Below are 13,072 nucleotides of genomic sequence, written 5' to 3' on the forward strand. Positions count from 1 at the left end.
GCTCAGATCTGGGCCCGCTCAAGATCTGGGCCCGCTCAGATCTGGGCCAGGCTGCCCTCGTACATCTTCTCGATCTGGTCCTTGAAGTTGGTCTCGACGCTGCGCCGCTTGATCTTCATCGACGGGGTGACCTCGCCGGCCTCGATGCTCAGGTCGCGCGGGAGGATCGAGAACTTCTTGATCGTCTCCCAGCGGTTGAGCTTGCCGTTGAGCTCCTTGACGTAGCCCTCGATGAGCTCGCGCGTCTGCGGCGCGGCGCAGATCTCGGCGTAGCTCCGGCCGGCCAGCGGCCCGCTCGCCCAGCCCATGATCGAGTCTTCGTCGAGGGTGATCAGCATGGTCACGAAGTTGCGGGCCTGGCCGACCACGATCGCCTGCGACGTGTAGGGACAGACCGCCTTGAACATGCCCTCGATCATGCTCGGCGCGATGTATTTGCCGCCGGACGTCTTGACCAGGTCTTTCTTGCGGTCGGTGATGCGCAGGAAGCCGTCCGCGTCGAGCTCGCCGATGTCGCCGGTGCGCAGGAAGCCGTCCTCGGTGAACGCCTCGGCGGTCTCCTTCGGCATGTCGTGGTAGCCGCGCATCACCGGCTTGCCGCGCAGCAGCACCTCGCCGTCGCTGTCGATGCGGCACTCGAGGTCGCCCAGCGGCTGCCCGACCGTCCCGATCTTGAATTGGCCGAGGCGGTTGACGAAGTTGGCCGCGCTCGACTCGGTCAGGCCGTAGCCTTCCAGGATCGGGAGGTTGGCGGCGGCGAAGAACTCGGCGATGTCGGGGCTGAGCGGCGCCGAGCCGCTGACCAGCACCCGCAGCCGGCCGCCGAGCCGGGCCTGGAGCTTGCTGAAGACCAGCTTCTCGGCCACCGCGTATTGCGCCTTGAGCAGGGCGCCGACCGGCTTGCCGGCCTGCTCGAGCGCGACCTTGCGCTTGCCGGTGGCGACCGCCCAGCCGAAGATCCTGGCCTTGGCCCCGCCGCCCCCGAGCGCGGTGGTGACGGTCTTGTTGTAGACCTTCTCGAAGATGCGGGGGGCGGCGCACATCAGCGTCGGGCGGACGACGCTGAGCATGTCGACCAGCCGGTCGACCCGGCCGTCGACGTACGTCGGGACGCCGACGTGCACGATGCCGCAGAGCAGCGTCTTGCCGAACGCGTGGGACAGCGGCAGCCACAGGTATTGCATGTCGGTCGCCTCGAAGATGCCGAGCGACTCCTGGGCCACGCCCTCCCAGGCCCAGGCGCCGTGCAGCAGCACGACGCCCTTGGGCCGCCCGGTGGTGCCCGAGGTGTAGATCAGGGTGGCCACGTTGTCGGGGCCGATGCCGGCGACGACCTCCTCGATCAGCTTCGGGTTCTGCCGCAGCGCCGCCTGGCCCCGCTCCTCGAGCTCGGCCAGCGTGATCTGCGGCGGCGTCGCGCCGGCGTCGGCCGGCCCGTCCATGAGCACGACGTGGGTGACGCTGGTGTCCACCCCGGCGATCTTGAGGGCCTGCCTCGGGTTCTCCGCGATCAGCACCTTGGAACCCGAGTTGGCGACGATGTACGACGCGTCGTCCGGCTCGGTGGTCGGATAGACCGTGGTCGTCGCGCCGCCCGCGCAGTTGATCGCCAGGTCGACCAGCACCCACTCGAGCCGGGTGTTGGCGAGGATGGCGACCCGGTCCTCCAGGCCGACGCCGAGTTCGCGCAGGCCGGCCGCCATCGCGGTGGCGCGCTCCCCGATCTGGCCCCAGGTCGACCAGACGAGCCCGGTGTCGTCGGCGTTGGGCACGGCGAACGCCTGACCGTTCGGAGTCGCCGCGACGCGCCGGTAGAACATGTCGGGGATCGAGCGGTAGGGAACGTCGAGTGCCATCGAGCGCCGCCTTCTCAAGCAGTTCTGGGGGATGTTGCGACTGTGTTACCGAAGAGTAATGGCCGCCGCACCGACAGGCCAGCCGGTCAATCCTATCGAGCCCGGATGTGGGCACGCGCGCATGTCACAACAGCCGGGCGCGATCGCCGGCCGGTTCGGACTATAAGGTCGGTTCCGTGGATCAAGAGGAGCAGCACCACGGTCGGCACCGCAAGCACGACGACGACGAGAAGGCCCGCGAGGTAGCGGAGTCGGTCGAGGCCGATCTCCCGCCGACCGAGCTGTCGGTCGAGGAGGACGCGGCCCGCGCCGCCGACCGGAACCGTTGAGTAACTGAACCGCTGGATTGACAGAACCGCTAGGCGATAACCGCCGGAGTGCGCCACGACGACCGGGCGGTCGCCCGGTCGAGGTCGTGGTGCACACCGGCTATCCGCCGCACGGCCTCGATGAGGTCGGACGGCGGCAGCGCGAACGGCAGCCGCAGAAAGCGTTCCAGCGTGCCGTCGAGCCCGAACCGCGGGCCGGGCGCCAGGCGTACGCCCACATCCTCGGCCGCCCGCGCGAGCGCACTCGACACCGGGCCGTCCAGTTCGGCCCAGAGCATCGTGCCGCCCGGCGGAACCGTGAACGTCCACTCCGGAAGCAGCGCCCGCAGGGTCTCGACCAGCGTGTCGCGCCGGTGCCGCAGCTCGGCCCGGCGGGCCGGCACGATCGTCGCCGCCTGACGCAGCAGCCGCACCGCGACCAGCTGCTCGAGCACCGGGCTGGCCATGTCGACCCCGACCCGGATCGCGGCCAGCCGCTGCACCATCGGCGCCGACGCCCGCACCCAGCCGATCCGCAGCCCACCCCAGTACGCCTTGCTCATCCCGCCGATCGACACCACCCGGGAGTGGCGGTCGAAGACGGCGACCGGCGGCGGCAGGACGGCGCCGTCGAGCGGAAGGTCCACGAAGGACTCGTCGGCCACCAGTTCGGTGCCGGCCGTGTGCGCGGTCGCGACCAGCCGCTCCCGGAGGGCCGCGTCCATCAGGTGGCCGGTCGGGTTCTGGAACTCCGGGATCACGTACGTCAGGCGGGGCCGCGTCTGCCGCAGCGCGCCGAGCAGCAGTTCCCCGTCCCAGCCGGTCGCCGTGTCCATGCCGTGGGTGTTGATGCGGGCCCGGCGGGCGGCCAGGGCGGCGAGGGCGTTGGGATAGGTCGGCGACTCGACCAGCACCGGCGCGCCGGCCGGCACCGAGAGCCGCAGCACCAGGTCGAGGGCCTGCTGGGTGCCCGAGGTGATGAGGATCTGCTCGGGCGAGGTGGCCACGCCGCGGGCGGTGAAGCCGGCGGCGACCGCCTCCCGCAGCTCGATCAGGCCGACCGGGTGATAGCCGGCGCTGCCCAGATAGCGCGGCAGGTCGTCGGCCGCCTCACGGGTCGCGGTGATCAGCTCGGGTGGCGCCGCCGAGGCGGCCACCCCCAGGTCGATCATGTCGAGGTCGTCGGGGGCCGCCCACAGCCCGGAGGTGGCGACCCGGTGCCCGTTCGGCAGGGCGGTCCAGCTGCCGGCGCCCCGGCGACTGGTCAGGTGGCCGCTCTCGCGCAGCGCCCGGTAGGCGGCGGACACGGTCGTGCGGCTCACGGCCAGTGACTCGGCGAGCTCGCGTTCGGCCGGGAGGCGTACGCCCAGGGGAAGCCGGCCGTCGGCGACCAGCCCTCGCACCGCCGCCGCCAGGGCGGCATAGTCCGGCCGGCGATGCCGGCCCGGCAAGGCATGCCATTGGCCCAGCAATCGGGTCAATTGGCTTCCACGCACCAGCGAAGTCACGTCCACCTCCCGCGAATTGGCACTTCAGCCTCGCACAATTGGCCCGCATGGTGGCAGTTATGAGGATCACGCGCCGCTTGGTGCAGCTTTTCGCCGGGCTCGTGCTCTACGGCGTCTCCATGGGCATGCTGGTCGAATCGCGGCTCGGACTCGACCCGTGGGACGTCTTCCACCAGGGCCTGTCGAAGGTGACCGGGCTCAGCTTCGGCCTCGTGGTGATCCTGACCGGCATCCCGGTCCTGCTGCTGTGGATTCCCCTGCGACAGCGGCCGGGCTTCGGCACGCTCGCCAACCTCGTCCTCGTCGGCCTGGTCGCCGACCGGGCGCTCGCGCTGCTGCCCGCCGGCACCACCTGGACCGCCCGCATCGGCTACCTGGCCGGCGGCATCGTGCTCAACGCGGCCGCGACCGGCCTCTACATCGGCAGCCGGTTCGGCCCCGGCCCGCGCGACGGCCTCATGACCGGCATCGTGGGCCGGTTCCCCCGGCTGTCGATCCGGCTGGTGCGCACCTGCATCGAGCTCACGGTGCTCAGCGCCGGCTTCCTGCTCGGCGGCACCGTCGGCGTCGGGACGGTGGCCTACGCACTGGGTATAGGACCGCTGGTCCAGCTCTTTCTGAGACTCTTCGACCTGCCGTCACAGGTCAGTGATCATCCCGACACATTCGCTTCCCGGTGACGCGGTCGCACGGCATCATTGCCGCATGGGGGCAGACGACGGCTGGCACTGGAACGACGCGTGGATCTTCGTGTCCGCGGTCATCGCCGAGCGCCTCGAACGCGACCGGGCCCTGCACGCCGCCCTCCCGGTGACCGGCGCCTCATTCGCCGACGTGCTGGCCGCCGCCGACTTCCTGCACCACGCCGTGCCGAGCCGCGACGAGCTCGAGTTCTCCATGCGCCGCCTGGCCGGGGCCGGCCTGCTCAGCGTCGAGGACGACCTGGTCGAGATCGCCCCGGCCGGCGAGCAGCTGTGGCGCACCCGCCCGTTCAGCGGCCTGTCGTCGGCCGTCATGACCCTGCAGGCCCAGCTCAACCGGGCCAGCGCGCCCGGCGACTGGGAGTGGACGCTCGACGAGCAGACCTACATGACCGCGCTCCGCGAATATCGCACGCGTCTCGCCGACGGGCGCTGATCTTTATCGGACCGGGTTGCCGGCCGCCCGCAGCGCGTCCTTGACCTCGCCGATCGTCAGGTCTCCGAAGTGGAAGACGCTGGCCGCCAGCACCGCGTCGGCCCCGGCCGCGACCGCCGGCGGGAAATGCCCGACCACACCGGCCCCGCCGCTGGCGATCACCGGGATGTCGACCACCGCCCGCACCGCCTCGATCAGCTCGAGGTCGAAACCGGCCTTGGTGCCGTCGGCGTCCATCGAGTTGAGCAGGATCTCACCCGCCCCCAGCTCGGCCACCGTCCGGGCCCACTCGATCGCGTCGAGGCCCGCACTCCGCCGGCCGCCGTGCGTGGTCACCTCCCAGCCGCTGGGCTGGGCGGCCGACCGGCGCACATCCAGCGACAACACCAGCACCTGATTGCCGAACCGCGCCGCGATCTCCCGGATCAGCTCCGGCCGCGTGATCGCCGCCGTGTTGACCCCCACCTTGTCGGCCCCGGCCCGCAACAGCACGTCGACATCCTCGACCGACCGCACCCCGCCCCCCACGGTCAGCGGGATGAACACCGACTCGGCCGTCCGCCGCACCACGTCGAGCATCGTGCCCCGGTCGTCCGACGACGCGGTCACGTCGAGGAACGTCAGCTCGTCGGCCCCGGCCGCGTCGTAGGCCGCCGCCAGCTCGACCGGATCCCCGGCATCCCGCAGATCGACGAAGTTGACACCCTTGACCACCCGGCCCGCGTCCACGTCCAGACACGGAATCACCCGCACCGCCACCGTCATGCCGTCCACCCTAGTCAGCCGTTCCCGCCCTCAACCGTTCTCAGACCGCCGCGGCCAGCGCCTCCAGCGCCTCCCGCACGGTGAACGCCCCGGCATAGAGCGCCTTCCCCGCGATCACCCCGTCGACCCCGATCGGCTCCAGCGCCGCCAGCGCGCGCAGATCATCCAGCGTGGACACCCCGCCGCTCGCGATGATCGGCCGGTCGGTGGCCGCGCAGACCTCGCGCAGCAGCTCGAGGTTGGGCCCGCGCATCATCCCGTCCTTGGTGATGTCGGTGACCACGTAACGGGACGCCCCCGCCTTGTCGAGCCGGGCCAGCACATCGAACAGGTCGCCGCCGTCGCGGGTCCAGCCGCGGGCCGAGAGCGTACGCCCGCGCACGTCCAGCCCGATCGCCACGCGCTCGCCGTACTCCCCCACCACCCGGTCGCACCACGCCGGGTCCTCCAGGGCGGCCGTGCCGATGTTGACCCGGGCCGCCCCGGTGGCCAGCGCCGCGGTCAGCGACGCGTCGTCGCGGATGCCGCCGGACAACTCCACCTTGACGTCGAGCCGCCCGACCACGTCGGCGAGCAGCGCCGCGTTCGAGCCCCGCCCGAACGCCGCGTCCAGGTCGACCAGGTGCACCCAGTCGGCGCCGTCGTTCTGCCAGGCCAGCGCCGCCTCGAGCGGGTCGCCGTAGGACGTCTCGGAACCGGCCGCGCCCTGCACCAGGCGCACGGCCTGGCCATCGGCGACGTCGACGGCCGGAAGCAAGGACAAGGTCACGGGAACTCCCCTTCAGGAACGCTTGCCGAGCACCAGAACAACCAGCGCCGGCACGGCGATAACAATCATGGCGGTCAGGACGATGCGGAGCGGAACGTCGGGCACCAGCAGCCACACCGCGATCGCGGCGACCAGCGGCACCACGACGATGCCGATCCGCTGCGGGCGGCTGCGCCGGTGCAGGCGCCCCGCACTGCCCAGGGGCCGCGGGCGGAGACGGCGCACCAGAACACGACGACGCTGCCGCCGCGCGACCTTCCGGGCGCGGGCGGCCTTCTCCTTCTCCAGCACGGCGAGCCGCTCGGCGCGCCGCCGCGCCCGTTCCTTGGACATCGGCGATCAGAGCCCGGCGACCCAGTTGCGGAGCAGCCCGAACCCGGCGTCGGCACTCTTCTCGGGATGGAACTGGGCCGCGCTCAGCGCACCCATCTCGACCACGGCGGCGAACGGCTCGTCATGGGTCGCCGTGGTCACCCGGGCGCCGGCCCGGTGCAGGGCGAAAAGATCAGAGGCACCGTACGAGTGGACGAAGTAGAACCGGGCGTCGTCCGGCAACCCGTCGAGCAGCACCGAACCGTCGGCCGGCGCGACCGTGTTCCACCCCATGTGCGGGATGCGCTCGGCGGTCAGCCGGGTCACCGCGCCGGGCAGCAGACCGAGGCCCTTGGTCTCGACACCGTGCTCGACCCCGGTCTCGAACAGGATCTGCATGCCCACGCAGATGCCGAGCACCGGCCGGCCTTCGGCCACCCGTCGTGCGATCACCGGTCCGGCGCCGAGCCGTTCCATCCCGGCCATACAGGCCGCGTACGCGCCGACGCCCGGCACCACAAGCCCGTCGGCCGCGGCCGCCGCCCGCAGGTCACTCGTGACCGTCACGTCGGCGCCGGTGCGCGCGACCGCCCGCTCGGCCGAGCGCAGATTGCCGGAGCCGTAGTCGAGAACCACGATCCGCGGGGCCGGACCGGTCATGCCGCTCATCCGGGGAGGATCCAGGCCACCCCGCCCGCGACGGCGAGAGCGGCGAGCACGCCGACCACACCCACGCTGAACCTGGTGGCACCCGACTTGACCAGCTGCACGGTCCCGCCGACCAGGAAGCCGGCGACGATGAAGAGCAGAATCCCGATCACAGCACACCCTTCGTCGACGGCAGCTGGCCGGCGTTGCGGGGATCGATCTCGACCGCCTCGCGCAGCGCCCGCGAGAACGCCTTGAACTGGGCCTCGACCACGTGGTGAGCGTCCGGTCCGGACCCGTCGCGGGCCGCCCGCAGCACGCTGACGTGCAGGGTCAGCCGGGCCGCGAACCCGAACGACTCGAAGATGTGCCGGGTCATGCTGGTCGGATAGACCGGCCCGATGTACGGCGCGAGCTGCGGCTCGTCGTGCACCACGTAGGGCCGGCCGGACAGGTCGACGGCCGCCCGGCAGAGCACCTCGTCCATCGGGATCGTGGCCGACCCGTACCGCCGGATGCCCTTCTTGTCGCCGAGCGCCTGCGCGAAGGCCTCGCCGAGGGCGATGGCCGTGTCCTCCATGGTGTGATGCGCGTCGATCTCGAGGTCGCCCTCGGTGCGCACCGTCAGGTCGAACCCGCCGTGCTTGGCCAGCTGGTTGAGCATGTGGTCGTAGAAGCCGACGCCGGTCGCCAGGTCGCCCTGGCCGGTGCCGTCGAGGTCGATCTCGACGAGCACCTTGGTCTCCTTGGTGACGCGGTCGATCCGCGCGGTCCGACTCATCGCAAACCTTCCAGGAACGCGTCTGTCTCTTCGGGAGTGCCGGCGGTGACCCGCAGCCAGCCCGGCAGGCCGACGTCGCGGATCAGCACGCCGCGGTCCAGCAGCCTCTGCCAGACCACCTTCTGATCGCCGCCGACCTCGAACAACACGAAGTTGGCGTCGCTGTCGGCGACCCGGTAGCCCCGCTCGCGCAGCGTCCCGACGATGCGGTCCCGCTGCTGTTTGATCGCCTCGACGGTCGCGAGCAGCGCGGCCCGGTGCGCGATCGCCGCGCGCGCGGCCGCCTGGGTCAGGCTGCTCAAGTGGTATGGCAGGCGGACCAGCTGGACGGCGTCGACGACGGCCGGGTGCGCCGCGAAATATCCCAGCCGGCCGCCGGCGAACCCGAACGCCTTGCTCATCGTGCGGGTGACCACCAGCCGGGGGTGCTCGGGCAGCAGGGCCAGCGCGCTCGGCGTGCCCTCCCGGGCGAACTCCGCGTACGCCTCGTCGACGACCACCATGCCGCGCGCCGTGTCGAGGACCGCGGTGACCACCTCCGGGTCGAGCGCGGTGCCGGTCGGATTGTTGGGCGAACAGAGGAACACCAGGTCGGGGTCGTGCCGCTCGATCTCATCCCGGGCCGCCCCGGGCGCGAGCCCGAAGTCGGCGTCCCGCAGCGCGCCGATCCACCGGGTGCCGGCGCCCTGGGCGAGCAGCGGATGCATCGAATACGACGGGCCGAAACCGATCGCCGACCGGCCCGGGCCGCCGAACGCCTGCAACAGTTGCTGCTGCACCTCGTTCGACCCGTTGGCCGCCCACAGGTTGGCCGTGGTCAGCCCGTGACCCAGGTAGTCGGCCAGGTCGGCGCGCAGGGCCACCGCGTCGCGGTCCGGGTAGCGGTTGAGGTCCTTCACCTCGGCCGCGACCGCCTTGACGATCGCGTCGGCCACCTCGCCGGGCAACTCGTACGAGTTCTCGTTCGTGTTCAACCGCACCGGGACGTCGAGCTGCGGCGCCCCGTACGGCGTCTGGCCCCGCAGGTCGTCGCGGATCGGCAGGTCGTCGATCGTCGTCACCTCGCGAACCTCGCCTTCACGGCGTCGCCGTGCGCCGGCAGGTCCTCGGCGTTGGCCAGCGCGACCACGTGCCCGGCCACGTCTTCCAGGGCCGCCTCGTCGTATTCGACGACGTGGATGCCGCGCAGGAACGACTGCACCGACAGGCCGGACGAATGCCGCGCACAACCGGCGGTCGGCAGCACGTGGTTGGACCCGGCCGCATAGTCACCGAGCGACACCGGCGACCACGCGCCGACGAAGATCGCGCCGGCGTTGCGTACGCGCATGGCCCACTGGCGCGCGTCGCGCGCCTGGATCTCGAGGTGCTCGGCCGCGTATGCGTCGACGACCTTCAGCCCCTGCTCCAGGTCGTCGACGAGGACGACGCCGGACTGCGGGCCAGTGAGCGCGGTGCGCACCCGCCCCTCGTGCTTGGTGGTCGCGACCTGCTTCGCGAGCTCGGCCTCGACTGCCTCCACCAGCGCCTCGGAGTCGGTGACCAGCACGCTCGCGGCCAGCGGGTCGTGCTCGGCCTGGCTGATCAGGTCGGCCGCGACGTGCCGCGGGTCGGCCGTCTCGTCGGCCAGGACCGCGATCTCGGTCGGCCCGGCCTCGGCGTCGATGCCGACCGTGCCCTGCAGCAGCCGCTTGGCCGCGGTCACCCAGATGTTGCCCGGCCCGGTGATGACGTCGACCGGCTCACAATGATCAATGTCGACGACACCGACTGGGCTTTCCGCCGCGGCGCGGCCGCGCGAGCCGTACCCCAGCATCGCGACCGCCTGCGCGCCGCCCACGCCGTAGACCTCGTCGACGCCGAGCAGCGCACACGCCGCGAGCACCCGCTGGTCGGGCAGCCCGTCGTTGTCGGCCTGCGGCGGGCTGGCCACGACCAGGCCCTCGACGCCGGCCTCCTGGGCGGGCACCACGTTCATGACCACGGTGGACGGATAGACCGCCAGACCGCCGGGCACGTAAAGGCCGACCCGGGCGACCGGCACCCACCGCTCGGTCACCGTGCCGCCGTCGACCACCTGGGTCGTCACGTCGGTGCGGCGCTGGTCGGCGTGCACCTTACGGGCCCGCCGGATCGACTCGAGCAGGGCGTTTCGCACGTCCTCATCGAGCGTCTCCGCGGCCCGGGCGATCGCCTCGGCGGGCACCCGCAGCCGCTCCAGCTTCACCCCGTCGAACCGCTCGGTCGCCTCGGCGATCGCGCTGAATCCATGCTGATGAACCGCCTCGACGACCGGGCGGATCCGCTCGACGGCCTGCGAGACGTCGAGCTGGGCACGGGGCAGCAGGCCGCGCGGGTCCCGACGGGAGCCGCGCAGGTCAGTCCGATTCAGCACCCGGCAATTCTAGGCTTCGACGTCGCACGATTTTCCGGGCGGCACCGCGACGCCCAGGGCGTGGGATGGTGATCACCCGTACGCCCCCGGTCACCACGGGTTGACCAAGGTCAGCCGCCCGATAGGCTGGACCCGTGAGCGCGCGGCTACCAGTGTTCCCCCTGGGTATGGTGCTGTTCCCCGGCCTGGTGCTGCCCCTGCACATCTTCGAGGAACGCTACCGCGCACTGGTCCGCGAGCTGGTGTCGAGCCCCGTCGATGGCCCCCACGAGTTCGGCGTGGTCACGCTGCGCCGGGGCGCCGAAGCACCGGCCCCCGACGCCGACGACGACCAGCCGGCGGCACCCCCCGCCCCGGTCGGCGCCGACGACCTCTACCCGGTGGGCTGCACCGCCGAACTGCGCCAGGTCACCGAGCTGCCCGACGGCCGCTTCGACATCATGACGGTCGGCCGCCGCCGCTTCTCGATCCGCGACGTCGCCCAGGGCGACGAGCCCTACCTGACCGCCGACGTCGAATGGCTCCCCGACGAAACCACCGACCCCACGGCCGAAAACCTGGCGCCGCGCGCGCTGGCCGCCTTCCGCACCTACCTCGACCTGCTGCGCCCCGACACCGAGGTCCTCGACGCGGTCCCGGCCGACCCCACCGTCCTCTCCCACCTGATCGCCGCGACCGCCCAGCTGACCACCGAGGAACGCCAGTCGCTGCTGGCCGCCCCCGACACGGCCAGCCGCCTCCGCGCCGAACTCAAACTCCTCAACCGCGAGGCGGGCCTGCTCGCGCGCGTACGCGCCGTACCCGTCCCGCTCTCCGACCTGGCCCGCCCGGCCAGCCCCAACTAATTCCCAGCCTGCGTTGAGCGGCCGCGGAGGACGCTCGGCGGCCCGACCTGGCAGGATCGAGGGGTGAATCCGAGTCAGGAGCCGGCCCCGCCGCACCGCCCCGACCCCACGGCCCCTCCCGCGCCCGGCGACACCGCCCGGCCCGCCCCCGCCGGCGCCGTCCACGCGGACCCGACCGACGCAGGGCCGGCCGCCGCAGAGCCGACCGCCGCAGAGCCGACCGCCGCAGGGCCGACCGCCGCAGGGCCGACCGGAGCAGGCCCGACCGACGGGGACCGGACCGGCGCAGGCCCAGCCACCTCGGAGCCGACCGACGCGAGCCCGGCCGCTGCAGGCCCGACCGGCGCGGGCACAACCGGCGCGGGCACAACCGGCGCGGAGTCGATCGGCGCCGAGCCGACCGGCGCAGGGACAACCGGCGCGGAGTCGACAGGGGCCGGCCCGACGGGCGCCGGCGCGGGCCCGGCCGGCGCCGGGTCAACCGGCGCAACGCCGGCCGACGCAGGACCGGCCGACGCGGGAGCAGCGGATGCAGGCCCGGCCGGCGCCGGTGAGCCGGCGCCGAGCCCGTGGGCAGCCGGCTTCCAAGGTGACGCCGGTTACGGTCTTGCCGACCCCACCGGGCCCGGCGAGCCCTACGATCCGGCCGCCCACGGCTACCCGGACCCCTGGGAGGAGTCCCGCCCCAGCCGCCGCCCGTGGCGCCGCACGGCGCTGGTCGCCGTCCTGACCGGTGTGGCCGTCCTCATCCTGGGTGGCCCGCTCGGCCTGCTCTGGCATTGGCTGGCGCCCAGCGTGCCGGTCCTCGACGCCGGCTCCAACGGCATCGTCGTCAACGACCCGTCGCCGGAGGAGTACATCGCCGCCGACGGGTGGTACACCTTGCTGGCCCTGGGCTTTGGCCTGGTCGTAGCCGTCGTCGCCTGGCAGGTGATGCGCAAGGACCGCGGCCCGTTCCTGCTTCTGGGGGTCGTCCTGGGCACCTTCGGGGCGGGTTATCTGGTTGGCCCGTGGATCGGCGGCCTGGTCGGGCGGGGCGGTTACCACCACTGGCAGGAGACCGCCGTGCAGGGAGCGACCTATCTGGCGCCGCCCCAGGTCCATTCCGTAGGTCCCCGCCTGGTCGCCGCGTTCGCCGCCGCGATAGTCCTGACTCTTCTCGCCGGCTGGTCGAATGACCCTGATCTCGATGCGCCCGGTGCGAAGCCGGGCCATGGGGCTAATCAGCTGTCTGAAATTTGAGGACCCCTGGGGGCTCTGCCCCCAGACCCCGGCCTCCGCTCGGAGATGCCTGCGCGATCTTGGGGTGGGTGTTGGGCTTGGCTGAGCGCCTTGCCCCGGGCGGAGCGAATCATGCCGACGCGAGGAGATCACCCAACCTGGGCCCGGCATTGGCCTACGGCTAACAAACCCTAAGCGGCCCACAAGCCCAAGCGGCCGCACGCAAGCTGAAAAGACCCCGGCCCTCGCCACCGCAACCGGCAAAGCCCGGCCCGACCCACCCACCACCCCCGGCCTGCCCAGGATGTGGTCTCGCAACCGGCGCGGCACAACCCCCCAGCCCCGCGCCCACCCCGGCCTGCCCGCCGAACCGTCTATCCGGAGACCACTGACCGCAAGGGCACAGCTGACCGCACCGGGACCGCCCGGCGAAAAGACAGCTCCTGGCAGCAGAAACCCAAGTCCCAGGCCAAATCTGCTGACCAAAAGTACGCAAGGAATTCGGGGCGAGGGTGACCAAGAACGAA

At 72.1% G+C, this 13,072-nt stretch carries 15 protein-coding genes; 5 read left to right on the forward strand and 10 right to left on the reverse strand.

Annotated elements, in window-relative coordinates; all coding sequences use genetic code 11:
* Positions 1-35: 35 nt before the first annotated feature.
* Complete coding sequence (locus tag AB0M88_RS25720) at positions 36-1,856, reverse strand: long-chain fatty acid--CoA ligase (protein ID WP_364106412.1); 1,821 nt, start codon at positions 1,854-1,856, stop codon at positions 36-38.
* Between the two features lie 176 nt (positions 1,857-2,032).
* Between AB0M88_RS25720 and AB0M88_RS25725 the strand changes: the two genes are divergently transcribed.
* Complete coding sequence (locus tag AB0M88_RS25725; protein WP_364106414.1) at positions 2,033-2,185, forward strand: hypothetical protein; 153 nt, start codon at positions 2,033-2,035, stop codon at positions 2,183-2,185.
* A gap of 29 nt (positions 2,186-2,214) precedes the next feature.
* Here AB0M88_RS25725 and AB0M88_RS25730 read toward each other — a convergent pair whose 3' ends face one another.
* Positions 2,215-3,672, reverse strand: a complete 1,458-nt coding sequence (locus AB0M88_RS25730) for a PLP-dependent aminotransferase family protein (RefSeq protein ID WP_364106416.1) — start codon at positions 3,670-3,672, stop codon at positions 2,215-2,217.
* Positions 3,673-3,731: 59 nt separating this feature from the next.
* Here AB0M88_RS25730 and AB0M88_RS25735 point away from each other — a divergent pair, with 59 nt between their 5' ends.
* Entirely contained in the window at positions 3,732-4,352 is a 621-nt protein-coding gene (locus AB0M88_RS25735; protein ID WP_364106418.1) for a hypothetical protein, read from the forward strand.
* A gap of 25 nt (positions 4,353-4,377) precedes the next feature.
* A complete protein-coding gene (locus AB0M88_RS25740) occupies positions 4,378-4,809 on the forward strand; it encodes a hypothetical protein (RefSeq protein WP_364106420.1) in 432 nt (143 codons plus the stop codon).
* 3 nt (positions 4,810-4,812) lie between these two features.
* Here AB0M88_RS25740 and hisF read toward each other — a convergent pair whose 3' ends face one another.
* Genes hisF through hisD form a run of 8 tightly spaced genes read right to left on the reverse strand, consistent with a single transcriptional unit; the run spans position 4,813 to position 10,479 of the window.
* Entirely contained in the window at positions 4,813-5,574 is a 762-nt protein-coding gene (hisF, locus tag AB0M88_RS25745; protein ID WP_364106422.1) for an imidazole glycerol phosphate synthase subunit HisF, read from the reverse strand.
* Between the two features lie 40 nt (positions 5,575-5,614).
* Entirely contained in the window at positions 5,615-6,343 is a 729-nt protein-coding gene (gene priA / locus AB0M88_RS25750; RefSeq protein ID WP_364106424.1) for a bifunctional 1-(5-phosphoribosyl)-5-((5-phosphoribosylamino)methylideneamino)imidazole-4-carboxamide isomerase/phosphoribosylanthranilate isomerase PriA, read from the reverse strand.
* 12 nt (positions 6,344-6,355) lie between these two features.
* Positions 6,356-6,676: a hypothetical protein gene (locus AB0M88_RS25755; RefSeq protein WP_364106426.1), complete on the reverse strand. Its 321-nt coding sequence runs from the start codon at positions 6,674-6,676 to the stop codon at positions 6,356-6,358.
* A 6-nt stretch (positions 6,677-6,682) separates the two neighbouring features.
* On the reverse strand, positions 6,683-7,315 hold the full coding sequence (gene hisH, locus AB0M88_RS25760) for an imidazole glycerol phosphate synthase subunit HisH (RefSeq protein ID WP_364106444.1): 633 nt from the start codon (positions 7,313-7,315) through the stop codon (positions 6,683-6,685).
* 5 nt (positions 7,316-7,320) lie between these two features.
* Positions 7,321-7,476 carry a hypothetical protein gene (locus tag AB0M88_RS25765; RefSeq protein ID WP_364106428.1) on the reverse strand — a complete coding sequence of 52 codons (156 nt, stop codon included), beginning with the start codon at positions 7,474-7,476 and terminating at the stop codon, positions 7,321-7,323.
* Entirely contained in the window at positions 7,473-8,084 is a 612-nt protein-coding gene (hisB, locus tag AB0M88_RS25770) for an imidazoleglycerol-phosphate dehydratase HisB (protein WP_364106430.1), read from the reverse strand. Before hisB ends, AB0M88_RS25765 begins: the two co-directional genes overlap by 4 nt.
* Positions 8,081-9,145 carry a histidinol-phosphate transaminase gene (locus AB0M88_RS25775; protein WP_364106432.1) on the reverse strand — a complete coding sequence of 355 codons (1,065 nt, stop codon included), beginning with the start codon at positions 9,143-9,145 and terminating at the stop codon, positions 8,081-8,083. Before AB0M88_RS25775 ends, hisB begins: the two co-directional genes overlap by 4 nt.
* On the reverse strand, positions 9,142-10,479 hold the full coding sequence (hisD, locus tag AB0M88_RS25780; RefSeq protein ID WP_364106434.1) for a histidinol dehydrogenase: 1,338 nt from the start codon (positions 10,477-10,479) through the stop codon (positions 9,142-9,144). Before hisD ends, AB0M88_RS25775 begins: the two co-directional genes overlap by 4 nt.
* Positions 10,480-10,613: 134 nt before the next feature.
* On the opposite strand from hisD, the gene AB0M88_RS25785 reads away from it, so the two are divergent.
* Entirely contained in the window at positions 10,614-11,324 is a 711-nt protein-coding gene (locus AB0M88_RS25785; protein WP_364106436.1) for an LON peptidase substrate-binding domain-containing protein, read from the forward strand.
* A gap of 735 nt (positions 11,325-12,059) precedes the next feature.
* Positions 12,060-12,566: a hypothetical protein gene (locus tag AB0M88_RS25790; protein ID WP_364106438.1), complete on the forward strand. Its 507-nt coding sequence runs from the start codon at positions 12,060-12,062 to the stop codon at positions 12,564-12,566.
* The last annotated feature ends 506 nt before the right edge of the window (positions 12,567-13,072 follow it).

This window comes from Actinoplanes sp. NPDC051411, assembly GCF_040682075.1.
In the GTDB taxonomy this organism is placed as follows: Bacteria; Actinomycetota; Actinomycetes; order Mycobacteriales; family Micromonosporaceae; genus Actinoplanes.

What these genes read in the sequence shown, in the direction of transcription:
- AB0M88_RS25720 (WP_364106412.1), bottom strand. Translation starts at nt 1,856, where the DNA reads ATGGCACTCGACGTTCCCTACCGCTCGATCCCCGACATGTTCTACCGG.
- AB0M88_RS25735 (WP_364106418.1), top strand. Translation starts at nt 3,732, where the DNA reads ATGAGGATCACGCGCCGCTTGGTGCAGCTTTTCGCCGGGCTCGTGCTC.
- AB0M88_RS25740 (WP_364106420.1), top strand. Translation starts at nt 4,378, where the DNA reads ATGGGGGCAGACGACGGCTGGCACTGGAACGACGCGTGGATCTTCGTG.
- hisF (WP_364106422.1), bottom strand. Translation starts at nt 5,574, where the DNA reads ATGACGGTGGCGGTGCGGGTGATTCCGTGTCTGGACGTGGACGCGGGC.
- AB0M88_RS25755 (WP_364106426.1), bottom strand. Translation starts at nt 6,676, where the DNA reads ATGTCCAAGGAACGGGCGCGGCGGCGCGCCGAGCGGCTCGCCGTGCTG.
- hisH (WP_364106444.1), bottom strand. Translation starts at nt 7,315, where the DNA reads ATGACCGGTCCGGCCCCGCGGATCGTGGTTCTCGACTACGGCTCCGGC.
- hisB (WP_364106430.1), bottom strand. Translation starts at nt 8,084, where the DNA reads ATGAGTCGGACCGCGCGGATCGACCGCGTCACCAAGGAGACCAAGGTG.